General features: G+C 69.2%; 24 protein-coding genes. 14 read left to right on the top strand and 10 right to left on the bottom strand.

Features of this window, described 5'->3' with window-relative positions; translation table 11 throughout:
- Positions 1 to 62: 62 nt before the first annotated feature.
- From BR39_RS0100115 to BR39_RS0100140, 5 genes are all read left to right on the top strand, one after another.
- A complete protein-coding gene (locus tag BR39_RS0100115; RefSeq protein ID WP_029906998.1) occupies positions 63 to 1,070 on the top strand; it encodes a nitronate monooxygenase family protein in 1,008 nt (335 codons plus the stop codon).
- Positions 1,071 to 1,160: 90 nt separating this feature from the next.
- Positions 1,161 to 1,898 (top strand): DUF2793 domain-containing protein, encoded by a 738-nt coding sequence (locus tag BR39_RS0100120; protein WP_029906999.1) that lies wholly within the window; start codon positions 1,161 to 1,163, stop codon positions 1,896 to 1,898.
- Positions 1,899 to 2,156: 258 nt separating this feature from the next.
- A complete protein-coding gene (locus tag BR39_RS0100125) occupies positions 2,157 to 2,726 on the top strand; it encodes a TMEM165/GDT1 family protein (RefSeq protein ID WP_029907000.1) in 570 nt (189 codons plus the stop codon).
- A gap of 56 nt (positions 2,727 to 2,782) precedes the next feature.
- A complete protein-coding gene (locus BR39_RS25560) occupies positions 2,783 to 3,409 on the top strand; it encodes a hypothetical protein (RefSeq protein WP_051695007.1) in 627 nt (208 codons plus the stop codon).
- A gap of 160 nt (positions 3,410 to 3,569) precedes the next feature.
- A complete protein-coding gene (locus BR39_RS0100140) occupies positions 3,570 to 7,154 on the top strand; it encodes a hydantoinase B/oxoprolinase family protein (protein ID WP_029907002.1) in 3,585 nt (1,194 codons plus the stop codon).
- A 50-nt stretch (positions 7,155 to 7,204) separates the two neighbouring features.
- Here BR39_RS0100140 and BR39_RS0100145 read toward each other — a convergent pair whose 3' ends face one another.
- Entirely contained in the window at positions 7,205 to 8,782 is a 1,578-nt protein-coding gene (locus BR39_RS0100145) for an aldehyde dehydrogenase (NADP(+)) (RefSeq protein ID WP_029907003.1), read from the bottom strand.
- Between the two features lie 147 nt (positions 8,783 to 8,929).
- Between BR39_RS0100145 and BR39_RS0100150 the strand changes: the two genes are divergently transcribed.
- Positions 8,930 to 9,982 carry a LacI family DNA-binding transcriptional regulator gene (locus tag BR39_RS0100150; RefSeq protein ID WP_029907004.1) on the top strand — a complete coding sequence of 351 codons (1,053 nt, stop codon included), beginning with the start codon at positions 8,930 to 8,932 and terminating at the stop codon, positions 9,980 to 9,982.
- 43 nt (positions 9,983 to 10,025) lie between these two features.
- Here BR39_RS0100150 and BR39_RS0100155 read toward each other — a convergent pair whose 3' ends face one another.
- Entirely contained in the window at positions 10,026 to 12,275 is a 2,250-nt protein-coding gene (locus tag BR39_RS0100155; protein ID WP_029907005.1) for a glycoside hydrolase family 3 protein, read from the bottom strand.
- Positions 12,276 to 12,487: 212 nt separating this feature from the next.
- On the opposite strand from BR39_RS0100155, the gene BR39_RS0100160 reads away from it, so the two are divergent.
- From BR39_RS0100160 to BR39_RS0100190, 7 genes are all read left to right on the top strand, one after another.
- Positions 12,488 to 14,878 carry a TonB-dependent receptor gene (locus tag BR39_RS0100160; RefSeq protein WP_029907006.1) on the top strand — a complete coding sequence of 797 codons (2,391 nt, stop codon included), beginning with the start codon at positions 12,488 to 12,490 and terminating at the stop codon, positions 14,876 to 14,878.
- Between the two features lie 275 nt (positions 14,879 to 15,153).
- Complete coding sequence (locus BR39_RS0100165; RefSeq protein WP_029907007.1) at positions 15,154 to 16,695, top strand: tryptophan halogenase family protein; 1,542 nt, start codon at positions 15,154 to 15,156, stop codon at positions 16,693 to 16,695.
- Between the two features lie 227 nt (positions 16,696 to 16,922).
- Entirely contained in the window at positions 16,923 to 17,246 is a 324-nt protein-coding gene (locus tag BR39_RS0100170) for a helix-turn-helix transcriptional regulator (protein ID WP_029907008.1), read from the top strand.
- Positions 17,243 to 17,674: an SRPBCC domain-containing protein gene (locus BR39_RS0100175; protein WP_029907009.1), complete on the top strand. Its 432-nt coding sequence runs from the start codon at positions 17,243 to 17,245 to the stop codon at positions 17,672 to 17,674. The genes BR39_RS0100170 and BR39_RS0100175 overlap by 4 nt, the downstream gene beginning before the upstream one ends.
- A gap of 75 nt (positions 17,675 to 17,749) precedes the next feature.
- Positions 17,750 to 17,965: a hypothetical protein gene (locus tag BR39_RS0100180; protein ID WP_029907010.1), complete on the top strand. Its 216-nt coding sequence runs from the start codon at positions 17,750 to 17,752 to the stop codon at positions 17,963 to 17,965.
- A gap of 12 nt (positions 17,966 to 17,977) precedes the next feature.
- Positions 17,978 to 18,385: a DUF1801 domain-containing protein gene (locus tag BR39_RS0100185; RefSeq protein WP_029907011.1), complete on the top strand. Its 408-nt coding sequence runs from the start codon at positions 17,978 to 17,980 to the stop codon at positions 18,383 to 18,385.
- A gap of 24 nt (positions 18,386 to 18,409) precedes the next feature.
- A complete protein-coding gene (locus tag BR39_RS0100190) occupies positions 18,410 to 18,826 on the top strand; it encodes a DUF1801 domain-containing protein (protein ID WP_029907012.1) in 417 nt (138 codons plus the stop codon).
- A 76-nt stretch (positions 18,827 to 18,902) separates the two neighbouring features.
- Here the strand turns inward: BR39_RS0100190 and BR39_RS0100195 are convergent, their stop codons facing one another.
- Positions 18,903 to 19,295 carry an Ohr family peroxiredoxin gene (locus BR39_RS0100195; protein ID WP_029907013.1) on the bottom strand — a complete coding sequence of 131 codons (393 nt, stop codon included), beginning with the start codon at positions 19,293 to 19,295 and terminating at the stop codon, positions 18,903 to 18,905.
- Between the two features lie 147 nt (positions 19,296 to 19,442).
- Between BR39_RS0100195 and BR39_RS0100200 the strand changes: the two genes are divergently transcribed.
- Entirely contained in the window at positions 19,443 to 19,907 is a 465-nt protein-coding gene (locus BR39_RS0100200; protein WP_029907014.1) for a MarR family winged helix-turn-helix transcriptional regulator, read from the top strand.
- Between the two features lie 172 nt (positions 19,908 to 20,079).
- Here the strand turns inward: BR39_RS0100200 and BR39_RS0100205 are convergent, their stop codons facing one another.
- The 7 genes from BR39_RS0100205 to BR39_RS0100235 all read right to left on the bottom strand — a co-directional run bounded on the left by BR39_RS0100205 (position 20,080) and on the right by BR39_RS0100235 (position 26,402).
- Complete coding sequence (locus BR39_RS0100205; protein ID WP_029907015.1) at positions 20,080 to 21,318, bottom strand: acetyl-CoA C-acetyltransferase; 1,239 nt, start codon at positions 21,316 to 21,318, stop codon at positions 20,080 to 20,082.
- 78 nt (positions 21,319 to 21,396) lie between these two features.
- Complete coding sequence (locus BR39_RS0100210) at positions 21,397 to 21,843, bottom strand: helix-turn-helix domain-containing protein (protein WP_051695008.1); 447 nt, start codon at positions 21,841 to 21,843, stop codon at positions 21,397 to 21,399.
- 116 nt (positions 21,844 to 21,959) lie between these two features.
- Positions 21,960 to 22,883 carry a LysR family transcriptional regulator gene (locus BR39_RS0100215; protein WP_029907017.1) on the bottom strand — a complete coding sequence of 308 codons (924 nt, stop codon included), beginning with the start codon at positions 22,881 to 22,883 and terminating at the stop codon, positions 21,960 to 21,962.
- Positions 22,884 to 22,966: 83 nt separating this feature from the next.
- Positions 22,967 to 23,386 (bottom strand): Ohr family peroxiredoxin, encoded by a 420-nt coding sequence (locus tag BR39_RS0100220; protein WP_029907018.1) that lies wholly within the window; start codon positions 23,384 to 23,386, stop codon positions 22,967 to 22,969.
- Positions 23,387 to 23,503: 117 nt separating this feature from the next.
- Complete coding sequence (locus tag BR39_RS0100225; RefSeq protein ID WP_029907019.1) at positions 23,504 to 23,980, bottom strand: GNAT family N-acetyltransferase; 477 nt, start codon at positions 23,978 to 23,980, stop codon at positions 23,504 to 23,506.
- 67 nt (positions 23,981 to 24,047) lie between these two features.
- On the bottom strand, positions 24,048 to 25,205 hold the full coding sequence (locus BR39_RS0100230; protein ID WP_029907020.1) for an aldose epimerase family protein: 1,158 nt from the start codon (positions 25,203 to 25,205) through the stop codon (positions 24,048 to 24,050).
- A 177-nt stretch (positions 25,206 to 25,382) separates the two neighbouring features.
- Positions 25,383 to 26,402 carry an arabinan endo-1,5-alpha-L-arabinosidase gene (locus tag BR39_RS0100235; RefSeq protein ID WP_029907021.1) on the bottom strand — a complete coding sequence of 340 codons (1,020 nt, stop codon included), beginning with the start codon at positions 26,400 to 26,402 and terminating at the stop codon, positions 25,383 to 25,385.
- Between the last annotated feature and the right edge of the window lie 36 nt (positions 26,403 to 26,438).

Below are 26,438 nucleotides of genomic sequence, written 5' to 3' on the forward strand. Positions count from 1 at the left end.
GTTTAAGCTAACAGTGTTTACATGAGCGGCCCGGAGCGGCCGCCCCAAAGGAGACGTCTTCCATGGCCTTGCCGCCGATCCTGCGCGACCGCCTGCGCCTGCCCGTCATCGCGTCTCCGCTGTTCATCATCAGCAATCCGGACCTGGTGATCGCCCAGTGCAAGGCCGGTATCGTCGGCTCGTTCCCGGCGCTCAACGCCCGGCCGATCTCGCAGCTGGACGAGTGGCTGGCGCGGATCACCGAGGAACTGGCGGCCTACGACAAGGCCAATCCCGACGCGCCCTCGGCCCCGTTCGCGGTCAATCAGATCGTCCACAAGACCAACAACCGCCTGGAGGAGGACGTCGCCCTCTGCGTGAAGTACAAGGTCCCGGTGGTGATCACCTCGCTGGGCGCCCGCGAGGACCTGAACGGCGCGATCCACTCGTACGGCGGGATCACCCTGCACGACGTGATCAACGACAAGCACGCCCACAAGGCCATCGAGAAGGGCGCGGACGGCCTGATCCCGGTCGCGGCCGGCGCGGGCGGCCACGCCGGCGCCCTGTCGCCGTTCGCCCTGGTCCAGGAGATCCGCCAGTGGTTCGACGGGCCGGTGGCGTTGTCGGGCTCGATCGCCTCGGGCCGCTCGATCCTGGCAGCCCAAGCCATGGGCGCGGACCTGGCCTATATCGGCTCGGCCTTCATCGCCACGAAGGAGGCCAACGCGCCGCAGGGCTACAAGGACACCATCGTCGAGGCCCGGGCCAACGACATCGTCTATTCCAACCTCTTCACCGGCGTGCACGGCAACTATCTGCGCCAGTCGATCGTGCGGGCGGGCCTGGACCCCGAGAACCTGCCGGTCAGCGACCCGTCGGCCATGAACTTCGGCTCGGGCGGCAACCAGGAAGCCAAGGCCTGGCGCGACATCTGGGGTTCGGGCCAGGGCGTCGGCGCCATCGACGCGGTGCTGTCGGCCGGCGAACTGGTCGCCAAGTTCGCGGAGCAGTACGAGGATGCGAAGGCGGAGCTGGCGGCCAAGACGGCCCTGACTTCGGGAAACCGCCTGGCTTTCGCGGCCCAGTAGGCGGGGACGCCGCGGGGATCGACGCGCGTCGGTCCTCGGGGACTCCGGGCGGGGGGACACTGGAGGGGTTCAAACCCTCCAGGAGGACCCATGTCCAACGACGTCACGCCCCGCCTGTCGCTGCCCTTCGTGGCCGCGGGCCAGGCCCAGAAGCACATCACCGTCAACGAGGCCCTCGGCAAGCTGGACGGCCTGGTGCAGCTGGCCGTGCAGAGCCGCACGACCGCCGCCCAGCCGGCCTCGCCCGCCGACGGGGCGATGCACATCCTGCCATCGGGCGCGACCGGCGCGGCGTGGCTCGGGACCGCCGCCGGCCTGCTGGCCCGCTATGCCGACGGGATCTGGGAAACCCTGACCCCCAAGGCCGGCTGGCTGGCCTGGATCATCGACGAGGGCCTGGCCCTGATCCACGACGGCGAGGCCTGGACCCCGCTGTCCTCGACCTTCAAGGCCCTGACCGCCGCCCGCTCGCCGTTCCTGGCCGCCACCCGGTTCGAGATCCTCGAGCAGGAGGTGACCTTGTCGGGCGCCTCGGTGGCCACGACGGTGGCGATTCCCAACCGCGCGATCGTGCTGGGCGTCTCGACCCGCACCAGCGTGGCGGTCACCGGGGTGACCTCGTACAGCTGCGGCGTGTCGGGCGACGCGGCCAAGTTCGGCTCGTCGCTGGGCGTGGCCAAGAACGCCAGCAATGTCGGGATCATCGGCCCGACGGCCTACTACGCCGACACGCCCGTGGTGATCACCGCCGCGGGCGGCAGCTTCACCGGCGGCAAGGTTCGGGTGTCGATCCACGCCATGCGCTTCGACGCCCCGGCCGCGGTGTAGGGACGCACCGAGGTTGACCCCGCCCGCCCAGGCGTCTAGGTAGCCCGCACTTTTGGGGAGTAGCCGCCCGCATCTATCAGCGGGGCCCGCCGTCAACACACTTGCTCTTCTCTTTCTTGACTGGAAGAGGGCATGGCGCGGGCGAAGGAAGCGACGAGACGCTTCCGCGGCGAGACCAATGGCGTCGGTTTCCGTTCCGGGCTGGGCGGGGTCTCCGACGCTATTGGCGTGCGCTCAGCCCGGACGGTGTTTTAGATCATGGAATCCCTGCTCGTTTCGGCCCTCGTCGTGGCCATCGCCGAGATCGGCGACAAGACCCAGCTCCTGGCCATCATCCTGGCCACCCGCTTCAAGAAGCCCGTGCCGATCATCCTGGGCATCCTCGTCGCCACCCTGGCTAACCACGCCCTGGCGGCCCTGGCCGGCTCGCTGGTCTCGGGCTTCTTCGATGGCGTCTGGTTCAAGTGGGCCATCGCCGTCTCGTTCATCGCCATGGCCGCCTGGGCCTTGATCCCCGACAAGGCCGACGACGACATGCCCGGCGGCGGCGGTCGCTACGGCGTCTTCCTGACCACCACCATCGCCTTCTTCCTGGTCGAGATGGGCGACAAGACCCAGATCGCCACGGTCGCCCTGGGCGCCCGCTTCCACGACGTGCTGTGGGTCGCGGCCGGCACCACCCTGGGCATGATGGCCGCCAACATCCCGGCCGTGTACCTGGGCGAGGCGGCGACCAAGATCGTGCCGCTGAAATACGTCCGTCTGGGCGCGGCCCTGATCTTCCTGGTCCTGGGCGTCTGGGCCGGGATCGAGGCTTTCAAGGGCTAAGGCAACCGAAAGTCCATCCGCTCCGTTCTTCCGCATCTGAACTGGGAGGACTGAAGATGAGCGACCTATCGCCATCGGAGTTTCACGAAGACGTCTATGCGCACCCGCTGATCTCGTGGGGCGCGGTGTTCGCGGGCGTGGCGGTGGCCATCGCGCTGGGGGCCTTGCTCAATCTGCTGGGCCTGGCCATCGGCGCGACCGCCGCCAATCCGTGGACCATGGACAGCGGTGACGCCAAGGCCCTGACGGTGGGCGGCGGTCTCTGGGTGGCGTTCTCCAACGCCGTGGCCCTGCAGGTCGGCGCCTTCATCGCCGCGCGCGCCGCCAAGTATCCGGACCATCACCGGGGCCTGTTCCAGGGCCTGGCGGTCTGGGGCGTGGCCTTCGTCCTGGCCTTCGCGGGCCTCGGCACCAGCGTCGGCGGCCTGCTGCACGGCGGCGACGCGGCGGTGACGGCCTACGCCACGGCGGCCGACGACGCCTCGGGCCCGGACGACCGGGTCAGCGACGCCGACGCCAAGGCCGCGGCCGAAAAGGCCGCCGACGTCACCGCCAGCCTGGCCTGGTGGGGCGTGGCGACCATGGTCCTGGGCGCGATCGGCGCCGTCGCCGGCGGTCGCCTCGGCGCCCGCCATCCCGTCTGGCATCGACGCGCCCGCGTCGTCATCACGCCCAGCGTCTAGGAGGCTTCGATGAAGGGCATTTTCCTCTGGCTGCTGGGCATCCCGCTGCCGATCATCCTGCTGCTGTACCTGTTCCACGTGCTTTGACGCGGCGAGGCCCGCCCGCCCTTGATGCGGGCGGGGCTCAGCGCCAAAAGGGTCCTGTACGAAGGGGACCTTGATGACCGACCGCGGCTGGGAGTTCTGGATCGACCGCGGCGGCACTTTCACCGACATCGTCGCGCGGCGTCCCGACGGGACCCTGCTGACCCACAAGCTACTGTCGGAGAACCCCGAGCAGTATGCCGACGCGGCCGTGGCCGGCGTACGGGCCCTGCTTGAGGGTGGGGGCGGGATCGACGCGGTCAAGATGGGCACCACCGTCGCCACCAACGCCCTGCTCGAACGCCAGGGCGAGCCCACGGTCCTGGCCATCACCCGGGGCCACGCCGACGCCCTGCGCATCGGCTACCAGGCCCGGCCCAAGCTGTTCGACCGCCGCATCGTCAAGCCCGAGGCCCTCTACACCCGCGTGGTCGAGATCGACGAGCGGGTCGGCGTCGAGGGCGCAGTGCTGCGTCCGCTGGACGAGGCGGCCGCCCGCGCCGACCTCCAGGCGGCCTTCGACGCCGGCTTCCGGGCCGTGGCCATCGTGCTGCTGCACGGCTTCCGCTTCACCGATCACGAGGCCCGCGTCGCGGCGATCGCCCGCGAGATCGGCTTCGCCCAGGTCTCGGTCAGCCACGAGGTCAGCCCGCTGATGAAGCTGGTCGGCCGCGGCGACACCACGGTGGTCGACGCCTATCTGTCGCCGATCCTGCGCCGCTACGTGGACCAGGTGGCCGGCGCGCTGGGTCGAGACACGCGGCTGCTGTTCATGCAGTCCAACGGCGGCCTGACCGACGCCAGGGCCTTCCGGGGCAAGGACGCGATCCTGTCGGGGCCGGCCGGCGGCGTAGTCGGTATGGCCAAGACCGCCGCCCAGGCTGGGTTCGAGCGGGTGATCGGCTTCGACATGGGCGGCACCTCGACCGACGTCTGCCACTTCGCCGGCGAGTACGAGCGGGCCTACGAGACCGTGGTGGCCGGGGTGCGGATGCGCGCGCCGATGATGAACATCCACACCGTGGCGGCGGGCGGCGGCTCGATCTGTTCGTTCGACGGCGCGCGGTTCCGGGTCGGCCCGGCCTCGGCCGGCGCCAATCCTGGCCCGGCCTGCTACCGGCGCGGCGGACCGCTGACGGTGACCGACTGCAACGTCATGCTGGGCAAGCTGTCGCCCGACTTCTTCCCGGCGGTGTTCGGTCCGAACGCCGACCAGCGCCTGGACCGCGACATCGTCGTGGCGCGCTTCGAGGTTATGGCGGGCGAAATCCAGGCCGCCACCGGCAGGGCGATGACGCCGGCCGAGATCGCAGAGGGCTTCGTGACCATCGCCGTCGAGAACATGGCCAAGGCCGTCCGGCAGATCTCGATCCAGCGCGGCTACGACGTCACCCGCTACGTCCTGGCCTGCTTCGGCGGGGCGGGCGGCCAGCACGCCTGCCTGGTGGCCGACGCCCTGGGCATGACCAGGGTCATGATCCATCCCTTCGCCGGGGTGCTCAGCGCCTACGGCATGGGCCTGGCCGACCTGCGGACCCTGCGCGAGGCGACGGTGGAATTGCCGTTGGCGCAGGCGGCGGACCTGCCCGAACGCGCCGCCATCCTGGCTTCGGAAGCCGAGACCGCCTTGCGCGCCCAGAACGTGCCCCTGGAACGGGTCGAGACGATCGCCAGTCTGCTGGTCAAGTACGCCGGAACCGACACCCCGTTGCGCGTGCCGTTCGGCGAACCCGACGCCGTGCGCTCGGCGTTCGAGGCGTTGCACCAGCGGCGCTTCGGCTTCACCTCGCCGAGCACGGCGCTGGTGGTCGAGGCCCTGGCCGTCGAGGCTGTCGGCCACACCGACGCGGGCGGCGCGCCAGACCTAGGGGCCGGCGCGGAAACCAAGCCCGAGCCCCTGGCGACCCTGGCCGTCCGCATGGCCGGCGCCGAGCACGCCGCGCCGGTGTTCGACCGCGCCGCCCTGCCGATCGGCGGCGAGGTGGCGGGCCCGGCCATCGTCCGCGAGGCCACCGGCACCACGGTGATCGAGCCCGGCTGGCGCGCCGTGGTCGATCCGCATCTGAACCTGGTCCTCGAGCGTATCGTCCCGCTGCCCAAGCGCCAGGCGGCCGGGACCAAGGCCGATCCGGTGATGCTGGAGGTGTTCAACAACCTCTTCATGGCCGTTGCCGAGGAGATGGGCTTCGCGCTGCAGAACACGGCCTACTCCGTCAACATCAAGGAGCGGCTGGACTTCTCCTGCGCCCTGTTCGACCACGACGGGAACCTGATCGCCAACGCTCCGCACATGCCCGTGCACCTGGGCTCGATGGGCGACAGCGTGCGGGCGATCCGCGACAGACGGCTGCACGACGGCCGAGGCCTGAAGCCCGGCGACGTCTACATGCTCAACGCCCCCTACAACGGCGGCACCCACCTGCCGGACGTGACGGTGGTCATGCCGGTGTTCGACGCGTCGGGCGCGCTGACCTTCTACGTCGCGGCGCGCGGCCACCAGGGCGATATCGGCGGGATCACCCCCGGCTCGATGCCGCCGAACAGCCGCACGGTGGAGGAGGAGGGGGTCCTGATCGAGAACTTCCTGCTGGTCGAGGGCGGGCGGTTCCTGGAGGCCGAGGTCCGGGCCCTGCTGGCCTCGGGCGCGTGGCCGGCCCGCAATCCCGACCAGAACATCGGTGACCTCAAGGCCCAGGTGGCGGCCTGCGCCCGCGGGGCCGAGGCCCTGACCGGCATGGTCGCCGAGTTCGGCCAGGACGTGGTCGAGGCCTACATGGCCCACGTGCAGGACAACGCCGAGGAGGCCGTGCGGCGCGTGCTGGCGACCTTGGCGGACGGCGCGTTCGCCTATGAACTGGACGACGGCCCGGTGGTGAAGGTGGTCATCACCGTCGATCGGGCGGCGCGCACGGCGCGGGTCGACTTCACCGGCACCAGCGACCAGGTCCCGACCAATTTCAACGCCCCGGCCTCGATCTGCCGGGCGGCGGCGCTGTACGTGTTCCGCACCCTGGTCGACGACGAGATCCCGATGAACGACGGCTGCCTGCGGCCGGTCGAGCTGGTGATCCCCGAGGGCTCGATGCTGCGGCCGCGCTATCCGGCGGCGGTGGTGGCGGGCAATGTCGAGACCAGCCAGGTGGTGGTCGACGCCCTCTACGGCGCGCTGGGCGTGATGGCCGCGGCCCAGGGCACGATGAACAACTTCACCTTCGGCGACGACCGGCGGCAGTACTACGAGACCATCTGCGGCGGGGCCGGGGCGGGGCCGGACTTCGACGGCGCCGACGCGGTCCAGACCCACATGACCAACAGCCGCCTGACCGATCCGGAGGTGCTGGAGAGCCGCTATCCGGTGCTGGTCGAGGCGTTCCAGGTCCGGCGCGGCTCGGGCGGGACGGGAGCGCATCGCGGCGGCGACGGGGTGGTGCGGCGGATCGGCTTCCGCGAGCCGATGACCGCGACCCTGCTGTCGAACCGCCGGCGCGTGGCGCCGTTCGGCCTGGCGGGCGGCGGCGAGGGCGCGCTGGGCAAGGCCCGGCTCGAGCGGGCGGACGGTTCGGTTGTCGTGCTGGGCGCGACGGACGCGGTGGAGGTCGCGGCGGGCGATGCGATCGTGATCGAGACGCCGGGCGGCGGGGGATACGGGGTGGCTACCTAGGAACGACCGGGGACAGGCACATGTGCCTGTCCCCGGTCGGTGCATGAGGCTTAGGCCAGCACGACCTTCCCATCCACCCGACGCGCAATTCCCAGCGGGTTGGCGTCCTGCAGTTCCGGCGGCAGCAGGGCGGCCGGCAGGTTCTGGTACGAGACCGGGCGCAGGAAGCGGAAGATGGCCAGCGAGCCGACCGAGGTCGAGCGGCTGTCCGAGGTCGACGGGTAAGGGCCGCCGTGGACCATGGCGTGGCCCACCTCGACGCCGGTGCCGAAGCCGTTGACCAGCACGCGGCCGGCCTTCAGCTCCAGGGTCGGCAGCAGGGCGCGGGCCAGGTCGGTGTCGGCCTCGTCCATGTGCACGGCGATGGTCAGCTGGCCTTCCAGGGCGGCCAGCACCTGGATCAGCTGGGCCAGGTCCTTGGCGCGGACCACCAGCGAGGCGGCGCCGAACACTTCGTCCTGCAGGTGAGGCGTGGTCAGGAAGGTGGCCGCGTCCACCGCGAACAGGGTCGCGCGGCCCTGGCCGTGGCCGCCTTCCAGGCCGTGGGCCACCTGGGTGACGCCGGCCGTGTCGGCCAGCGCCTTCACGCCGCCGGTGTAGGCCTTGCAGATGCCGGGGGTCAGCATCTGGCCGGCCGGGGCCTTGGCGACGGCCTCGGCGGTGGCCGCCAGGAAGGCGTCCAGCTCGGGGCCGTCGATGGCCAGGATCAGGCCGGGATTGGTGCAGAACTGGCCCGCGCCCTGGGTCAGGGCGGCGACGAACTCGGGCGCGATGGCCGCACCGCGCGCCTTCAGGGCGTTGGGCAGGAGCAGGACCGGGTTGATGCTGCTCATCTCGGCGTAGAACGGGATCGGCTCGGGACGGCCCTGGGCGATGGCCGTCAGGGCCAGGCCCGCGCGGCGCGAGCCGGTGAAGCCGGCGGCCTTGATGCGGGGATCGGCGACCAGGCCTTGCGAGATCTCGATGCCCGCGTCGTGCAGCATGGCGAAGACGCCCGACGGCAGGCCGGCTTCCTTCACGGCCGCCTGGACGGCGCGGCCGACCAGTTCCGAGGTGCCGGGGTGCGCCGGGTGGGCCTTGACCACCACCGGGCAGCCGGCCGCCAGGGCCGAGGCCGTGTCGCCGCCCGCCACCGAGAAGGCCAGGGGGAAGTTGCTGGCGCCGAACACCGCCACCGGGCCCAGCGGCACGTTGCGCAGGCGCAGGTCCGGACGGGGCAGGGGCGCGCGATCGGGCTGGGCCGGGTCGATGCGGGCTTCCAGCCAGCCGCCGTCGCGCAGCACGCCGGCGAACATCCGCAGCTGACCCATGGTGCGGCCGCGCTCGCCTTCGAGACGGGCGCGGGGCAGGCCGGTCTCGGCCATGGCGCGGACGATCAGGTCGTCGCCGATCGCCTCGATCTTGGCCGCGATGGTCTCCAGGAACACCGCGCGCTGCTCGGGCGAGGTGGCGCGATAGGGACCGAAGGCCGCCGCCGCCAGGGCGCAGGCCTCGTCCAGGTCGGCCTTGGTCGCGCCGCCGAAGGTGACGTCCAGGGCGTTCCCCGTGCTGGGGTCGACCGCCAGGATCGGGCCGCCGGTTCCGGGGCGGGCGCCGCCGTCGATCAGAAGTTCACCGGTGATGGTCAAGGCGCGGTCCTCGTGGTGTCGGAGTGGGTTGAATTGGCCATGGCTCTTAGATGATACCGCTCCCATTCTCGTCAAGCGGCGTGGGGGCAGACAGAGTGTTTCACGGAAGCTACGTTCGGCGGGCAACTCCGGGGGAACGGATTCTGAATGGCGAAGCGGCCGGCCACGATCATCCATGTCGCCGAAAAGGCGCGCGTGTCGGTCAAGACGGTGTCGCGGGTGCTCAACGACGAGCCCAACGTCACCCCTGACCTGAAGGCGCGCGTGCTCGCGGCCGTCGAGAAGCTGGGCTACAGCCCCAGCAAGGCCGCGCGGACCATGGCTGGGTCGCGCTCGTACCTGCTGGTGGCCTTCAACGACCGCCGCCTGACTCTGGACAACTGGCGCAGCGAGCGCGGCAACGAGTGGATCGACCAGATGCTGTACGGCGCCATGCTGCGCTGCGAGCAGTCGGGCTACCACCTGATGTTCGAGCTGGTGGACCGCGAATCGGACCAGCTGGAAAAGCAGATCACCGCCGTGCTGTCGTCGCTGCAGCCCGACGGCGTGATCCTGACGCCGCCCAACTGCGAGAACCCGGTGGTGCTGGGCGCCTTGAAAAAGCGAAGTATCCCGTTCGTGCGCCTGAACACCCCGGTGCGCGGGCAGGGGCCGCGGGTCTACATGGACGACCGCGCCGCCGCCCGCCAGGCGACCAAGCACCTGCTGGGACTGGGCCACACGCGCATCGCCATGATCGCCGGCGACTACAAGTTCTCGTCCTCGATCCTGCGGGTCGAGACGTTCGAGGCGACCATGGAGGCGGCGGGCCATCCCGTGCCCGAGGCGCGGATCTACAAGGGAGACTTCACCTTCGAGGCCGGGGTGGCCGGGGCGCGGGCCCTGCTGGACCTGCCCGATCCGCCGACCGCGATCATGGCCTCGAACGACCAGATGGCCCTGGGCGTGGTCAGCGTCGCCCAGGCGCGCGGCCTGGCGGTGCCGGGCGACCTGTCGATCCTCAGCTATGACGACACGATCGGGGTGCGTCTCAGCGCCCCGTCCCTGACGGCGGTGCGCCAGCCGGTGGCGAAGATGGCGGAGAAAGCCGCCGACATGCTGATCACGGCCAGCGCGGCGGGCGAGAAACAGATCGCCGGCAACACCCTGGTGCCGTTCGAGCTGATGGTGCGAGCCTCGACGGGGCCGGCGCCGAAATAGCGGGATCGGGGACAGGCGCGGGCGCCCGTCCCCGGCCGTAGTCCTACTTGCCGTCGTACGAAACCGGCAGCGTCTTGGCCGCCAGGGTCACGTCGGCCTTGGCGCCCAGGTCGCGGGACGAGGCGCCCAGCGACACCTCGTAGGCGCCGGCGGCGATGTTCCAGGTCTTGGCCTTGGAGTCGAACGTCGCCAACAGGCGCGGATCGACGCTGACGCTGACCGTGGTGCTGGCGCCCGGAGCCAGGTCGACCTTCTTGAAGCCGCCCAGGCGACGCGGCGCCTCCCAGTTCGAAGCGCCCTTCGGCCCGACATAGACTTGCGGCACGTCCTTGCCGGCGGCCTTGCCGGTGTTGGTCACCTTGAAGCTGACGGTCAGCGTGTCGCCGGCGACGCTGGTCTTCAGGTCGCTGTAGCCGAAGGTCGAGTACGACAGGCCGTGGCCGAAGGCGAACAGCGGCTGGTGGCCCTTCTTGTCGAACCACTTGTAGCCGACCGCCGCGCCCTCGATGTCGTAGTTCGCGTCGACCATCAGCTCGGGCTTGCTGTTGTCGCCGTCGATGACGGGCCGCGGCAGCTGGTCGGCGCTGGCCGGGAAAGTCACCGGCAGGCGGCCGGACGGGTTGACCTCGCCGGTCAGGACGCGGGCGACGGCCTCGCCGCCGTTGGCGCCCGGGAACCAGGCCTCGACCACGGCGCCCACCTTGGAGAGCCACGGCATCAGCACCGCGCCGCCGGTTTCCAGCACGACGGCGGTCTTGGCGTTGGCCGAGGCCACCGCGTCGATCACCGCGTCCTGGTTGTCGGCCAGGGTCAGGGAATAGTCCTGGGATTCGGCCGCCCACTGGTGGGCGAAGACGATGACCAGGTCGGCGCCGGCGGCGGCCTTGGCGGCGGCGGCCGGGTCGGAGCCGTCGTCATAGACGAACTGGGCGCCGGGATTGCGGGCCTGCAGCGCCTTCAGCGGCGAGTTGGGGTGGTAGACGATCGGGCCGGGGAAGCCCTTGGGGCCCAGGCCCTTCACCGCCATGCCGCCGATCGGGAACACCTGCGACGAGCCGCCGCCCGACAGCACGCCGACGTCGGAATGCGAGCCGATCACGACGATCTTCTTGGCGCTCTTGGCGATCGGCAGCAGGCCGCCGTCGTTCTTCAGCAGGACGATGGCCTCTTCCGCATCGGCCTGGGTGACCTTAGCGTGGGCGGCGAAGTCGATCGGGCCCTTGACCACCGGATGGTCGAACAGGCCGTGGGCGAACATCGAGCGGGTGATGCGCTTGGCCATGTCGTCCAGCCGGGCCTGCGGCACCGAGCCGTCGGCCACGGCGGCCTTCAGCGGCGCGCCGAAGAAGGGCTCCTTGTCGAAGGTGTAGGCCGACTCCTGGTCCAGGCCCGCATTGGCGGCCTTGGCGGTCGAATGGGTCGCGCCCCAGTCCGACATCACATAGCCCTTGTAGCCCCAGTCCTTCTTCAGGACCTCGTTCATCAGCCAGTCGCTCTCGCAGGCGTAGACGCTGTTGATGCGGTTGTAGGCGCACATCACCGAGCCCGGCTGCGACTGCTCGATGGCCAGTTCGAAGGCCAGGAAGTCGGACTGGCGGGCCGCCGCGTCGGCGATGTTGGAGCTGACCGTCATGCGGTTCGTCTCCTGGCCGTTCAGCGCCCAGTGCTTGATGGTCGAGATGATGTTGTTGGACTGGATGCCGCGGATCTGGGCCCCGACCATCACGCCGGCCAGCAGCGGGTCCTCGCCGCCATATTCGAAGTTGCGGCCGTTGCGCGGGTCGCGGGCCAGGTTGACGCCGCCGGCCAGCTGGACGTTGAAGCCCGAGGAGCGGGCCTCCGAGCCGATCATCGCGCCGCCCTTGAAGGCCAGGTCCGGGTTCCAGGTCGCGGCGGTGGCGATTCCCGAGGGCAGGGAGGTGCGCTCCAGATAGGGATCGCTCGACTCACGCTGGGTGGCGACGCCGACGCCGGCGTCGGTTTCCCACTGCGGGGGCACGCCCAGGCGCGCGATTCCGGGGATGTAGCCGGCCGAACCCATGCGGGCCTCGGCGTGCGGCGTGAACTTGGGCTTCTCCTGGTTCGAACCGAAATAGCCGAACACCAGGGTCAATTTCTCGTCCTGCGTCATTTGCGCAACGATCAGGTCGGCGCGCTGATCGGCGCTCAGCTTGGGGTTCATCCAAGGTTTCGAGGCGCTCGCGGTCGCGGCCTGAGCGTGAGCGGCGGCCGTCGGCAGCGCCGTGGTCAGCATCAGAGCCATCACCAGGCTGCGCATTTGCTGTCGCTTCATTCTTTTTCCTCCCATTTACGTCTTAAGCTATACGCGTGGCGTTCTTTGTCAAATCTTGCCGGTCGGCGACTATTTTCAACTAATCACGACGAACGAAACGGCGCTTTCAACTAAGTCGTAAATAGATAGCTGATTGACAACGTTGTCGTACTGTAGCTATTCACAAGACGCAAGTCGCGACCACAAAGGATCGCGCGCAGGGAGGGATGAAGATGAAGCTCCGCAAAACCCTATTGGCCGGCTCGTCGGCCGTGGCGGCCATGATCGCCGCGACCGCCGTCCAGGCTCAGACCGCTCCGGCGGCGGCCGACAGCACCCAACTCGAAGAGATCACGGTCACCGCCACCAAGCGGGAGACCAACCTGCAGGACACCCCGATCGCCATCAGCGCGTTCGGTCAGAGCCAGCTCGACCGTAACCAGGTCAAGGACGTCACCGACCTCGCCAAGTTCGTGCCGTCGATGGCCATCAACCAGCAGGGCGACCAGGGCGCGATCCTGATCACCATGCGCGGCATCGGCAACGACACCGCCTTCACCGAAGTGGCCGACCCGGAAGTCGCCATCTATGTCGACGGCATCTACTCGCCGCGCGCCCAAGGCGCGGCCGTGCTGATGTACGACGTGGACGCCGTCGAAGTGGCGCGCGGTCCGCAAGGCACGCTGTTCGGCCGTAACGCCACCGTCGGCGCCGTCAGCATCCGCACCGCCAAGCCGACGCTGGGCGACTACTACGGCAACGCCGAGGTCGTCGGCGGTTCGTACAACCGCCTGGGCGCCCGCGTGGCGGTCAACATGCCGGTGTCGGACACCTTCGCCCTGCGCCTGGCGGCGATCACAGAGCGCCACGACGGCTACGCCGACTTCCAGCGTCCGCCCGAAGTGGTGGGCGTCAGCCCGTCGGCCTTCGTCACCCAGGGCAAGAAATACTACGCCCAGGACCAGCGCTCGGCCCGCCTGAGCGCCCTGTGGAAGCCGAACGACAACTTCACCTGGAACGTCAACGTCGAGGGCTACCAGGACACCGGCGCCCCGATCATCGCGCTGGCCCAGACCCCGCGCGCCGGCCAGAAGAAGTGGTCGGCCCTGATCGACACCGCCCCCGAGAGCGACCGCTTCTCGTACGGCGTGCGCAGCACGATGGACTATTCCATCAATGAGAAGGTCGGCCTGACCTACATCACCGGCTGGCAACGCGTGGGCGGCAGCGCCAACAGCGACGCCGACGCGGGCATCCTGGGCGTGACCCGTCCGGACGGCTCGCTGACCAAGGGCGGCTTCGGCGAGAACCACACCGTCTGGTCGCGCAACGACGCCTGGAGCCACGAAGTCCAGCTGAAGTCTCAGGGCGACAACGTCGTCGACTGGATCGTCGGCGGCTTCTACAGCCACGAAGACAACTCGATCCGCTTCGACATCGACCAGCGCGACGGCTATCGCAACGGTCCGATGAGCTGGTCGGGCAGCTTCATCCAGGCCAAGCGCACGGTGGAATCGAAGGCCGCCTTCGGTCAGGCGACCTGGCACGTCAACGACCGCATCCGCCTGACCGGCGGCGTGCGCTACACCGACGACACCAAGCAGGACCAGGGCGGCCGGAACGTCACGTTCAAGGGCTACAACGACTGCCTCACCGCCGAAGCCACGGCGCCGAACGGCGGCCATCCCGAGCGTTGCGACAACGGCATCTTCGGCCGTGACCGCGGCGCGACGGCCGACCAACTGTTGGCCCTGCTGGGCCCCGGCTACAGCATCAGCAACAACGACGTGAAGGGCAGCTGGGACAAGTTCACCTGGCTGGCGCGCGCCGACGCCGACGTGAGCGACGACGTGCTCGTCTACGGCAGCGTCAGCACCGGCTTCAAGTCGGGCAACATCGAGGACGGCGGCCTGCTGGCCGACCCGGAAACCCTGACCAACTACGAAGTCGGCTCGAAGATCCGCTTCCTGGACGGCCGGGCGACCCTGAACCTCGCGGCCTACTACGAGGACTTCAAGGGCTACCAGGTCAACCAGGTGCTCACGACGTTCAAGCCGGACGGCACGGTCGACAAGTCGCAGGTCATCACGACCAACGCCAAGGGCGCCCAGGCCTATGGTATCGAGGCCGAACTGACCGCCAACCTGACGGCCAACGACCGCCTGCAGATCTCGGCGACCGCCCAGGACACCAAGATGGACGAGCTGATGGCCGCCGACGGCCGCATCGGCCCGAACGACGCGGCCCACGCGGTCCAGCTGAAGGGCAACGAGCTGCCCCACGCCCCGCACTTCTCGGGCACGGTGGCCTACGAGCACATCTTCGAGCTGGAGAACGGCCGGATCGTCCCGCGGATCAGCACGCACTTCGAAAGCAAGAGCTGGCTGTCCTACTTCAACCAGGGCAAGCCGGACCAACAGGGCAGCTACACCCGCACGGACGTGACCCTGCGTTACGAACCGGCGGAAGCCCCCTGGTCGGCCGAAGTGTTCGTCCAGAACCTCGAGGACAAGAACATCAAGACCGGGGCCGGCGCCGCCGGCGTGCCCAACTACGATCCGATCTGGACGGCGGTCTACCAGCCGCCGCGTACCTGGGGCGTTCGTCTGAAGACGAAGTTCTAGGCCGATCCCGAGTCCCCGACCGGCCCAGCCGGGCGGGGATGACCGCTTGAAGCCCGGTCCTCCCCCCGGACCCCGCTTCAGGAGCGGCGCGTCCTTTCTCGAGAGGGGCGCGCCGCTCCCCCTATCTTTGAGCGTATTGCCTCCCAGACTGCGCTCTGACCCGGGTGACGGCGCTCCTGACCGTCACCCGGGATTTTTCTTTTCCGGACCGCTCCGGACTCGGGGTTTCGTCCAATCTTCCAGGCGTCTCCCCAGACGTCTCTAAGGAGCCGCTCATGACCGGGAACCGCATCGTCATCGTCGGCGGCGGCACGGCCGGATGGCTGACCGCCGCCTATCTGGCCAAGCGCCTCGGCGCCGACCGGCCGGACGGGGCGAAGATCACCCTGATCGAGGCGCCGGACATCGCCACCATCGGGGTGGGCGAGGGCACTTTCCCCACCATCCGTTCCACCCTGGCCGAGCTGGGCGTCAGCGAAGCGCGGTTCCTGCGCGAGAGTTCGGCGACCTTCAAACAGGGCGTTCGGTTCGTGGATTGGGAGCGGCGTTCGGAACGTGGGAAATCTTCCGAATACTTTCACCCGTTCAACCTGCCGCTCCGACCCAACGGTCGCGATCTGTCGCCCTATTGGCTGCTGGACCACCAGGCGGGCGGGTCCTTGCCGTTCGCCGACGCGGTGACGACGCAGAGGACGCTGATCGCCGAAGGGCGGGCGCCCAAGCGCCTGGAGGACCCCGACTTCCAGGGGCCGATGAACTACGCCTACCACTTCGACGCCGCGCGCTTCGCCGATTTCCTGCGCGGGGTGGCGGTCGAGGCGGGCGTCACGCACCTGAAGGGCAAGGTCGACGGGGTGACCCGCGACATGACCGGCGACATCGCCTCGATCCAGGCGGGCGAGCTGGGGACGATCGAGGGCGACCTCTTCGTCGACTGCTCGGGCTTCCGCGCCCTGCTGATCGGCGAGGCCCTGGGCGCGTCGTTCAAGCGGGTGGACGACGTGCTGTTCAACGACCGGGCCCTGGCGATCCAGGTCCCGTACGAGGCGCCCGACGCGCCGATCAATCCCTACACCCTGGCCACCGCCCACGAGGCCGGCTGGACCTGGGACATCGGCCTCGATAGCCGCCGGGGCGTCGGCTACGTCTTCTCCAGCCACCACACCGACGAGGCCCGGGCCGAAGAGGTGCTGCGCGGCTATGTCGGCAAGGCCGGCGACGGGCTGAACGCCCGGCTGCTGAAGTTCCAGACCGGCTATCGCGAGCGCCAGTGGATCGGCAACTGCGTGGCCGTGGGCCTGTCGGCGGGCTTCTTCGAGCCGCTGGAATCGACCGGCATCATGCTGATCGAGGTGGCCGCGACGATGATCGCCGAGGTCTTCCCGCTGCGCGACCGCGCGGCCCGCGACGCCGCCGCCCGCACCTTCAACGCCGCCATGGTCGGCCGCTTCGAGCGGATCGTCTCGTTCCTCAAGCTTCACTACTGCCTGACCAGGCGCGACGAGCCGTACTGGCGCGACAACGCCGACCCGGCCACCTGGCCCGAGGCCCTGCGCGACCTGCTGGCCCAGTGGAAGCACCGCCCGGTGTCGCGGTTCGACTTCCTGGTCGACCTCGAGACCTTCCTGCCGTCCAGCTACCAGTACATCCTGTACGGCATGAACGCGGCCACCGACTTCGCGCCCGTCGAGGGGCGCTACGACGAGGGCGCGGTCGCCAGGCAGAGCTTCGCCAAGGTCGCCGAGGCCAGCCGCGAGGCGCTCAAGCATCTGCCGCCGCACCGGCAGCTGGTCGAGGCGTACTACGCGCGACCCTAGATCTTTCCCTCCCCCTTGTGGGGAGGGTGGCCCTGGCGGAGCCAGGGTCGGGTGGGGTTTGCTGAGTCAGCAATTCCGCCCCGTCCAACACCCTGCACCGATCCCCCACCCGTCGGCTTCGCCGCCACCCTCCCCACACGGGGGAGGGAAGGATTTCAGGCGCCCCCTTGACGAACCCATAACTCGCCAGTTATGCGTAACTCATAGCCAACGGGTTATGAGTTGCCATGACCGACGCCCACGACGTGCTCTTCAGAACGCTCGCCGATCCCACCCGACGAGGGATTTTCGAGCGGCTGTGCCTGGACGGCGAACAGACGGTGGGGGCCCTGACGATCGTCGCCGGGGTGTCCCAGCCGGCGGTGTCCAAGCATCTGGGCGTGCTGAAGCAGGCCGGACTGGTGCGCGACCGCCAGGACGGCCGCCAGACCCACTACAGCGCCCAGCTGAACGCCCTGGCCCCGTTGGTCGATTGGACAAGCCGCATGGCCGGGTTCTGGGAAGCCCGGTTCGACAACCTCGAAGACCTGCTCAACAGGATGGACCAATGACCAGCACCGAGACCGAAACGCGCACCGTCGTCGTCGAACGCGACATCGCGCATCCCCCGGAGAAGCTCTGGCGCGCGCTGACCCAGCCGCACCTGATGGAGGAGTGGCTGATGAAGAACGACTTCAAGCCCCAGGTGGGCCACGGCTTCCAGCTGCGCGGCGAGTGGGGCGGGGTGCTGGACTGCGAGGTCCTGGCGATCGAGCCGCAGAAGACCCTGTCCTACACCTGGAACCACGAGCATCCCGACCCGGCCTACGCGCTGCAGAGCGTGGTGACCTTCACCCTGACCCCGACGCCCACGGGCACGCATCTGCGCGTCGAGCAGGCGGGCTTCAGCCCCACCCAGAAGCAAGCCTACGGCGGCGCCCACGCCGGCTGGAAGCAGTTCCTGGGCAACCTCGACCAGCTGCTGGACCGGCTGGACTAGCGCCAATTCGTCGTCGTCCCGGACGGCGCGAAGCGCCGATCCGGGATGGCTGCCGCAAAGACAAGGGAGAACCCCGTGAACCTCAACACCCTTATCCGCCAGACCCATCGCTGGCTGTCGATCGTCTTCACGGCGGGCGTCGTCGGCTACATGATCGTCATGACCAAGGGGCAACCCCCGGCCTGGGTCGGGCTGTTCGCCCTGGTCCCGTTGATCTTGCTGCTGGTCAGCGGTCTGTACATGTTCGTGCTGCCGTACGTCACCAAGGGACGACGACGCGCGGAAGGATAGGGAGCCGGCGCCATGACCGAGCCGAAACTGCTGTCCGGCGGCAATCCGCAGATCGCCAAGGGCTACGGCGAGGGACCGATCCAGGCCTATATCGCGGCGATGCCGGGCTGGAAGAGCGCGGTCGGGCGCAAGCTGGACGCCTTGATCACCGCCGCCGTCCCCGACGTGCGCAAGGCGGTGAAGTGGAACTCGCCCTTCTACGGGGTCGAGGAGAAGACTTGGTTCCTCAGCTTCCATGTCTACGACCGCTACATCAAGGTGGCCTTCTTCCGCGGCGCGGCGCTCGATCCCCCGCCGCCGGTGGGCTCCAAGCAGAAGGACGTGCGCTATTTCCACGTCCACGAAGACGAGGCTGTCGACGAAGCCCGGTTCAGCGACTGGGTGAAGCAAGCCAGCCGGTTGCCCGGCGAACGCATGTGAACCGCCAGTACGAGGTGTGAGGCGATGAAGAAGCAGATGGGCGGGCCGGTGGAAGGCCCGCCGTCCGAACTGATCGACAAGGCCATCGCGGCGTTGGACGGCGACTGGCGCGGCCAGGCCCTGGCCAAGATCCGCCAGCTGATCCACGAGGCCGATCCCGACGTGGTCGAGGAATGGAAGTGGGGGATTCCCGTGTGGTCGCACGACGGGATCATCTGCACCGGCGAGACCTACAAGGCGGCCGTGAAGACCACCTTCGCCAAGGGCGCGTCGGTGGAGGACCCCTCAAGCCTGTTCAATTCCAGCCTGGAGGGCGCCACGCGGCGGGCGATCGACTTCCGCCAAGGCGAGGCGATCGACGAGGCGGCGTTCAAGGCGCTGATCCGCGCCGCCGTGGCGCTGAATGCGTCCACGAAGAAGGCGCCGAAGAAGCGCGCCTAGAGTTCGGGATTTCCGGAAAGAACTTGGGCCCGCCGGTCGTCCGCGCGGGCCCAAGTCGTTTTCGTGAGGTCAGGCGTTAGGCCAGGGTGGTGACGACGTCGATGTTGCCGTGCACGGCCTTCGAATACGGGCAGATCGCGTGGGCGGCGTCGATCAGCTCTTGGGCGACGTCGCGGTCGAGGCCCGGCAGGCCGACGGCGAGGCGGGCTTGCAGGAAGAAGGCGCCGGCTTCGTTGACCAGGTCGATCTCGGCGTCGACCGACGGGTCGGTCAGGGCGATCTTGCGTTGGCCGGCGGCCAGCTGGATCGCGCCCAGATAGCAGGCCGACCAGGCCGCGCCGAACAGGTTCTCGGCGGCGGGGTGGGGCTGGGGCAGCTTGATATCCAGGAAACCGTCGGCGCTGCGCGCCGCGCCGTTGGCGCCGGCCGTGGTGTGGGTCTTGCCGGTGAAAAGAACCTTGGCGGTCATGGGAGAGCTCCTTTTGGGTTTGTTGATCGCATCCGCTTTAATCGGATGCGATGTAATTAGTCGCGCCTCCGGAGCGAGTCAAGCACTTCCGATTTAATCGGATACGATTTATATATGCGGGCAACGAACCCCGCCCTGGAGGCGCAAATGCCCACGACCGCCCAGACCCCGCCGACCGGCGGCGACGACCGCAAGCTGCCGACGTTCCTGTGTTTCGCGATCTATTCGGCGAACCTGGCCTTCGGCCGCGCCTACAAGCCCCTGCTGGACGCGCTGGGCCTGACCTACACCCAGTATATCGCCCTGGTGGCCCTGGCCGACGAGGACGGCCAGACCGTGGGCGCGCTGGGCGAGAAGCTGTTCCTGGAGTCCAACACCCTGACGCCCATCCTCAAGAAGATGGAGCAGATGGGTTATGTCGAACGGCGGCGCGACCCGGCCGACGAGCGGCAGGTGCGGCTCAGCCTGACCCCGGCCGGCCGCAAGCTGGTCGACGCCAATCCCGGCGATGCGCTGATCGACGCCACGGGACTGAATGAGGAGACGTTCCCGGTGCTGCAGGCCTCGGTGGCCCGGCTGCGCGACAATCTGATGGGCGCGACGAAGGGGTAGGGGCTACAGCCGCTCCCCGACGGTTGTCATCCCGGAAAGCGCGGAGCGCTTGTCCGGGACCCAGGTGAACCGCATCGCTTCCACCCAGTCCCCTGGGTCCCGGACAGCCTCTGCGAGGCTTCCGGGATGACAACCGATTGGGGGCTGAGGGTGTGATCCTTGGGTGTTCCCCTTACACCCGCTCGATGATCACCGCCGGGGCCATGCCGCCGGCCGCGCACATGGTCACCAGGCCGTAGCGGCCGCCGGTCCGTTCCAGTTCGTCCAGCATCGTGCCGACCAGGATCGAACCGGTGGCGCCGATCGGATGGCCCAGGGCCATGGCGCCGCCGTTGACGTTGACCTTGCTCCGATCGAGGGCCAGGTCGCGGATGAACTTCTCGGCCACCACGGCGAAGGCCTCGTTGATCTCCCACAGGTCGATGTCGTCGACCGTCAGCCCGGCCTTGGCCAGCACCTTGCGGGCGGCGGGGACGGGGGCGTTCAGCATCAGGGTCGGGCTGTCGCCCATATTGGCCATGGCCACGATGCGGGCCCGCGCCTTCAGCCCGTGCTTGGCCGCATAGGCCGGCGAGGCCAGCAGCACGGCCGCGGCGCCGTCGACCACGCCCGACGAATTGCCGGCATGGTGCACGTGCTCGATCTTCAGGTCCGGATAGACCGAGGTGATCAGCCCGCCCAGGGTCATGCCGGCCTCGTCGATCGGCGCGGCCGCGAACGGGGCGAACGAGGGCTTCAGCGAGGCCAGGCCTTCCAGGGTGGTCTCGGGGCGCGGGAATTCCTCGCGGTCCAGGGCCAGTGTCCCGTCGTCATGGAAGACCGGAACCAGGGCGCGGTCGAAGCGGCCTTCGCGGATCGCCTGCTCGGCGCGCTGCTGGCTGACCAGGGCCAGCTCGTCCAGGGCCGAGCGCGGGATTCCCTCCAGCGTGGCGATGGCGTCGGCGCAGACGCCCTGGTGGCTCTGCGGATGCTTGGCGCGCAGGCGGGTGTTGCCGCTGTCCAGCAGGCCGGGCGCGCTGCGGTCGGCCGTGGCGGCGGTGTAGGACATCATCTCGGTCCCGCCGGCGATGACCAGGTCCTCCATGCCCGACATGATCGAGGCCGCCGCCAGGTTCACCGTGGTGATGCCCGAACCGCAGAAGCGGTCCAGGGTCATGCCGCTGGCCCGGATGTCGTAGCCGGCGTCGAGGGCGGCCATCCGGCCCAGGTCGCCGCCCTGCTTGCCGCGCTGGGTGCTGGTGCCCCAGATGATGTCGTCGACCTCGGCGGTGTTGAGGTTGTTGCGCTCGGCCAGGGCCTTCAGCACCGTGGCGGCCAGGTGCTGGGGATGGAAATCGGCCAGGGCGCCCTTGCCGACCTTGCCGATGCCGCGCGGCGTGCGGCAGGCGTCGATGATCAGGGCTTCGGGCATGGCGTCCTCCTCCGGAACGGTTGTTTGAACCGATCCCACACCCGGCGCCCTTGGGTCAGTCCAGCGCCTTTTTCGCGGTCATTGCACGGTCACGCCGGTGCCGACGGGGCTCCAGCGGGCGCGGCGCCAGGCGAAGGGGGTGTCTCCGGTCGCCTGGCGGAAAAGGCGCGACAGGTGGCTCTGGTCGGACAGGCCGACGTCGAGGGCGATCTGGGCCAGGGGCTCGGCGGTCTCCAGCATCAGGACCTGGGCGCGGGCGATGCGTTCGGCGATGACGTGGGCGTGGGGCGAGCGGCCGAAGCTCTGCTTGAAGGCCCGACCGAAGTGGCTGACGCTGAGCCGGACCAGCGCCGCGAGGTCCTCGACCCGAATGTCGCTGTCGAGATTGGCGTCGATATGGGCGTTCAGCATGCGCACCTGCCAGGGCGCCAGGCCGCCGCGCGCCAGGTCCTTGGCCAGCGCCCGCGAGGCGCTGTCCCAATCGCCCGCCAGCAGGTCGCTCGCCGAAATCTTGAACCCGTCCATGTCCCTACTCCCGATCGGCTTGATTGCCTGGAGACAGGGATAGGCGGGCCGGCGTTCGGCGATAATCGACCCAAGCGGCGCTTCACTGTTGCCCAAAGCAGCCTAATCGGCCGCCCCTAGGTCTCGATGCCGTGCGCCCAGGGTTGCTTGGCGAAGTGCTCACGCAGGAACTCGATCAGCACCCGCACGCGCGCCGGCCGCGCGCGTCCCGGAGGGGTGAGGATGTGGACGGGCACGGGCACCAGGCTCCAGTCGGTCAGGACCTCCTCGAGCCGGCCGTCCCTGAGCTCGTCCCAGATATAGACCTCCGGCTGGAGCGTCGCAGCCAGGCCCGCCAGCAGGATCGGGACACCCGCCAGGCCGTTGTTCACCCGGATCGCCCCGTCCACCATCACCAGGTGCTCGCCGTGCACGGGATGGAAGAAGCGCCACTCCTGGGCTTCCCGCACGTGGGTGTAGATCATCAGCGGCATCTTCAGCAGGTCGGTCGGGTGCGAGGGGCGGCCATATCGATCGAACAAGGCCGGCGCGCCCACCACCGGCAGCCGGTGCGAGAAGAGGCGGCTGGCGCGCAGCGACGAGTCGGCGAGCTGGCCGATCGTGATCATCAGGTCGTAGCCGTCGTCGATCAGGTCGACCTTGTTGTCGGTGATGTGGAAATCGAGCTCGATCTCCGGATAGCGCTTCAGGAACTCGGGGATCAGCGGGGCCAGGGTCCGCACACCAAAGGCGCCGGTCGAGGCGAAGCGCACCAGGCCGCGCGGAATCGCCGCCTCCTCCAGGATCTCGGCTTCGATCGCCTCGCCGTCGTTGAGGATGCGCAGGGCGCGCTCCAGGCAGGAGCGGCCGCTCTCGGTCAGCGACAGCTTGCGGGTCGTGCGGTGCAGCAGCGTCGTGCGCAGCCGCTCCTCCAGCCGCGTGACGGCCTTGGAGACGGTGGTCTTGGCCAGGCCCAATTCCTCGGCGGCCAGCGAGAACGAGCCCTTGTCGGCCACCTTGGCGAAGATCGCCCAGGCCTCGAAATCCGGCATATGCGGCATGGTCGTTCCCCTGGCCCTGAGTCGCGGGGCGCTCCATCGAAGCGCCTTGTGGCGTTGGGCTCAAGGTGCGGAGCGCGGCAAAGTCAGGCGATCGAGACCCGGGGCTCGAGACGGGCACGCAGGGCGCGGGAATAGGGGCAAAGGTCGTGGGCGCGACGGGCCAGGACCTGGGCGGTCTCTCGGTCGACGTCGGGCAGGTCGAGGGCCAGGGACACGTCCAGGGTCAAGCCGTCCTCGCTTTCGGGGCGTCTTATGCTGACGGTCACCGTGACGTTGGCGTCGTCGGTGATCACGGAGCCGGTTTCGGGCGCGGCGGCGCGCAGGGCTTCCAGGAAGGAGGCGGCGTAGGCGGCGGCGAACAGGTGCTCGGGCGTGGCGCCGCCGCCCGCGCCGTCCAGCGCGCGAGGCTTGGCCAGCTTGACCTTCAGCACCCCGTCGACGCTGGCGGCCCAGCCGTCACGTCCGCCCAGGGCGGTGGCCTGTGTGGAGTAGAGGACGTTCATACTCGGCGCTCCGTCGCGCGACGGACGGTCCGCCGCAGCTCACCGATAGGCCGGACACGCCGCCAGGATTATCCGCCTGGGGGCGCTTCACTGGTGGCGAAAAGGACCTAATCGCGGTCAGAGCTTCAGCCGCATGAACACCGTGCCGTCCGGTGTCGGGGCGTAGTAGGGGGCGGTGCGCTCGAAGCCCATGGCGTCGTACAGCCCCATGGCGGTGGTCATGCTGGGCAGGGTGTCGAGCCGCAGCTCGCCGTAGCCGAGGGCGCGGGCGGTCTCGATCACCGCCTCGGTCATGGCCCTGCCCAGGCCCAAGCCGCGCGCCGCCGGCAGCAGGTAGAGGCGCTTCATCTCGCAGCAGTCGTCGGAAAGGGGGCGCAGGCCCACGCAACCGAGCGGCGCGCCCGCCGCGTCCCGGGCCAGCAGCAGCTCACCTCTCGGCGGGGCGTACTTGCCGGGCAGCCCGGCCAGCTCGCCGCTGAAGTCCTGGTAACCCAGGTCGACGGTCAGGCCGGCGACATAGTCCTCGAACAGCGCGACGACCGCCGCCAGGTCCTGATCGGTGCGGACGGGCCGGATGGAGAAGGCGGCGGGCATGCCGTGAGGAAAACAGACTTCCACGACCGCCCGCAATGCCCTCCGAGGTCATGCGCCTTGGAGACGCCTACTTCTTCCCGTCCGTCGTCAGCCTGAACACCATGGTGTTGCTGTAGGTCTGGCCCGGGTCCAGCCGCACCGAGGCGAAGGCCGGCTTGTTGGGGGCGTCGGGGAAGTGCTGGGGCTCCAGGGCGATGCCGTCGCCCTGGCGATAGATCTTGCCGCTCTTGCCCACCATCGTGCCGTCGATGAAGTTGCCGGTGTAGAACTGGATGCCCGGCTGGTCGCTGAGGATCTCCAGCACGCGGCCGCTCTTGGGATCGGCCAGGCGCGCGGCCAGGCGCGGGGCACCGCCCGACTTGCCCGTCAGCACCATGTTGTGGTCGTAGCCGCGGCCGACGACGATCTGCGGGTCGCGGGCGTCGCGGAGACGCTCGCCCACCACGGTGGGCTTGCGGAAGTCGAACGGCGTGCCGGCCACGGGTGTGATCTCGCCGGTCGGGATCAGCTCGCCGTCCACCGGCGTATAGCCGTCCGAGGCCAGGGTCAGGACATTGCCCATCGCGCCCTCGGCCGAGCCTTCGCCCGCCACGTTGAACAGGGCGTGGTTGGTGATGTTGACGATGGTCGGCTTGTCGGTCGTGGCGCCGTAGGTGATCGTCAGGTTGTTGTTCTCGTCCAGGGCGTAGGTGGCCGTGGCCGTCAGCGTGCCGGGATAGCCTTCCTCGCCGTCGGGGCTGACGTGGGTGAAGGTGACCGAGGCGACGGGGCCGCGCTTGATGTCGCTCACCTTCCAGACCTGCTTGTCGAAGCCCTTCACCCCGCCGTGCAGAGCGGCGACGCCGTTGTTGTTCAGCGCCAGCTGGTAGGTCTTGCCGTCCAGCGTGAACTTGCCCTTGCCGATGCGGTTGGCGAACCGGCCGACCGAGGCGCCGAAATAGCTGGCGTTCTTCACGTAGGCCTCGGCGTCCTCGAAGCCCAGGGCGATGTCGGCCTTGGTCCCGTCGCGGCCGGGCGCGACCAGCGACTGCAGGGTGGCGCCGTAGGTGATCACGGTGGCGCTGACGCCCTTGCCGTTTGTCAGGGTTATGGCCTCGACCTCGACGCCGTCGGGCGTCTTGCCGAACGAGGCGCGGGCGTAGTCGGCCGCGAAGGCTCCGCCCGGGACGGCGATGGCGGTGGCGGCCAGGAGGGCGCCGGTCAGCTTGCGGCCTGAAGTCTTCATGGGTTTCCTCGTTCCAACGGTCGGAGCGGCTCTGAGGGCGGCTTGGCGTTCATATAGTCCGACAAATTCGACCGGTGCAATCGAGGTTGGGGGCGAGCCCGGGCGGAAAGAAAAGGCGCCGTCCCGGAGCGTGTCCGGAACGGCGCAGTCGAGGCCGGCCTTGGGCGGGGAAAAGCGCTAAACGGCCACGGGCCAGCCGTCGTCGGTCCAGGCCAGGCGCTGGATGCGGAGGGTGGGGGCGCCGCCCTTTTTGGCGTCGTAGGCGTGGTAGACGATGTAGTCGCGGGCCCCGTCGCGCAGCACGGCCACGTGGCCGGGACCCTTGAAGCGCTTGGCCGGATCGAGGTCGGCGTGCAGCACGATGAAGCCGCCGCCCTTCAGCATCGGCTTGCCGAGGCGGTCGACATAGGGGCCGGCCACGGCCTTCGAGCGGCCCACCACGGTGTAGTAGCTGCTGTCGGCGCCGCGGCAGCAAAAGTCGAACGAGGCGAACAGGTAGAACCAGCCGTCGCGCTGGACGATGTAGGGCGCCTCGATGGCGTCGGGATGGGGACGGGCGGCGATGGACGTCAGTTCGGCCCCGGCCTTGGGCTTGCCCGTCGCCGGGTCGATCTCGACCAGCTTCAGGCCGGTCCAGAAACTGCCCAGGCTCATCCACACGCGGCCGTCCGGGCCGGTGACGATGTTGGCGTCGATGGCGTTGAAGTCGTCGCCCGACTTCGAGGCCAGCACCACGCCCTCGTCGCGCCAGCCGAAGGCCGGGTCGGACCGGTCCAGCGTCGCGGTGGTCTGCAGGGCGATGACCGAGCGGTTCTTCCCGAAGGTCGAGAGCGCATAATAGAGGTGGTAGCGGCCGTTGATCAGGCTGATGTCGGGCGCCCAGGCGCCGCGCGTGCCGGGCACCTCCTTCTGCGCCCAGTCGGGCAGGGCGGGCATGACCGCGCCGGCCAGGGTCCAGGTGACCAGGTCGGGCGAGGTGCGCCAGTGGATCAGGCCGGGCGGCTGGTTGGCCTGGCTGGTGCAGAACAGGTGATAGGTCGCGCCCTGCTTGATGATGCAGGGGTCGTGGACAGGCGACAGGTCGCCGGTCATCCGGTCGTTTAGGCTTGCGGTCGTTTGGGCGGAAGCCTGGGCGGCGGCGATCCCGGGGAGGGTCGCGCTCAGGGCTCCGGCCAGGGCGTGTCTGCGGGTCAGCATCACGAACTCCGGCGCGAAAACGGACCCGCCCGGCTC

It is taken from the genome of Caulobacter sp. UNC358MFTsu5.1 (assembly GCF_000712075.1).
Taxonomy (GTDB): Bacteria; Pseudomonadota; Alphaproteobacteria; order Caulobacterales; family Caulobacteraceae; genus Caulobacter.

Coding starts and splice junctions, on each gene's coding strand:
- BR39_RS0100115 (WP_029906998.1), top strand. CDS start 63: ATGGCCTTGCCGCCGATCCTGCGCGACCGCCTGCGCCTGCCCGTCATC.
- BR39_RS0100120 (WP_029906999.1), top strand. CDS start 1,161: ATGTCCAACGACGTCACGCCCCGCCTGTCGCTGCCCTTCGTGGCCGCG.
- BR39_RS0100125 (WP_029907000.1), top strand. CDS start 2,157: ATGGAATCCCTGCTCGTTTCGGCCCTCGTCGTGGCCATCGCCGAGATC.
- BR39_RS25560 (WP_051695007.1), top strand. CDS start 2,783: ATGAGCGACCTATCGCCATCGGAGTTTCACGAAGACGTCTATGCGCAC.
- BR39_RS0100140 (WP_029907002.1), top strand. CDS start 3,570: ATGACCGACCGCGGCTGGGAGTTCTGGATCGACCGCGGCGGCACTTTC.
- BR39_RS0100150 (WP_029907004.1), top strand. CDS start 8,930: ATGGCGAAGCGGCCGGCCACGATCATCCATGTCGCCGAAAAGGCGCGC.
- BR39_RS0100155 (WP_029907005.1), bottom strand. CDS start 12,275: ATGAAGCGACAGCAAATGCGCAGCCTGGTGATGGCTCTGATGCTGACC.
- BR39_RS0100160 (WP_029907006.1), top strand. CDS start 12,488: ATGAAGCTCCGCAAAACCCTATTGGCCGGCTCGTCGGCCGTGGCGGCC.
- BR39_RS0100165 (WP_029907007.1), top strand. CDS start 15,154: ATGACCGGGAACCGCATCGTCATCGTCGGCGGCGGCACGGCCGGATGG.
- BR39_RS0100170 (WP_029907008.1), top strand. CDS start 16,923: ATGACCGACGCCCACGACGTGCTCTTCAGAACGCTCGCCGATCCCACC.
- BR39_RS0100175 (WP_029907009.1), top strand. CDS start 17,243: ATGACCAGCACCGAGACCGAAACGCGCACCGTCGTCGTCGAACGCGAC.
- BR39_RS0100185 (WP_029907011.1), top strand. CDS start 17,978: ATGACCGAGCCGAAACTGCTGTCCGGCGGCAATCCGCAGATCGCCAAG.
- BR39_RS0100190 (WP_029907012.1), top strand. CDS start 18,410: ATGAAGAAGCAGATGGGCGGGCCGGTGGAAGGCCCGCCGTCCGAACTG.
- BR39_RS0100195 (WP_029907013.1), bottom strand. CDS start 19,295: ATGACCGCCAAGGTTCTTTTCACCGGCAAGACCCACACCACGGCCGGC.
- BR39_RS0100200 (WP_029907014.1), top strand. CDS start 19,443: ATGCCCACGACCGCCCAGACCCCGCCGACCGGCGGCGACGACCGCAAG.
- BR39_RS0100205 (WP_029907015.1), bottom strand. CDS start 21,318: ATGCCCGAAGCCCTGATCATCGACGCCTGCCGCACGCCGCGCGGCATC.
- BR39_RS0100210 (WP_051695008.1), bottom strand. CDS start 21,843: ATGGACGGGTTCAAGATTTCGGCGAGCGACCTGCTGGCGGGCGATTGG.
- BR39_RS0100215 (WP_029907017.1), bottom strand. CDS start 22,883: ATGCCGCATATGCCGGATTTCGAGGCCTGGGCGATCTTCGCCAAGGTG.
- BR39_RS0100220 (WP_029907018.1), bottom strand. CDS start 23,386: ATGAACGTCCTCTACTCCACACAGGCCACCGCCCTGGGCGGACGTGAC.
- BR39_RS0100225 (WP_029907019.1), bottom strand. CDS start 23,980: ATGCCCGCCGCCTTCTCCATCCGGCCCGTCCGCACCGATCAGGACCTG.
- BR39_RS0100230 (WP_029907020.1), bottom strand. CDS start 25,205: ATGAAGACTTCAGGCCGCAAGCTGACCGGCGCCCTCCTGGCCGCCACC.
- BR39_RS0100235 (WP_029907021.1), bottom strand. CDS start 26,402: ATGCTGACCCGCAGACACGCCCTGGCCGGAGCCCTGAGCGCGACCCTC.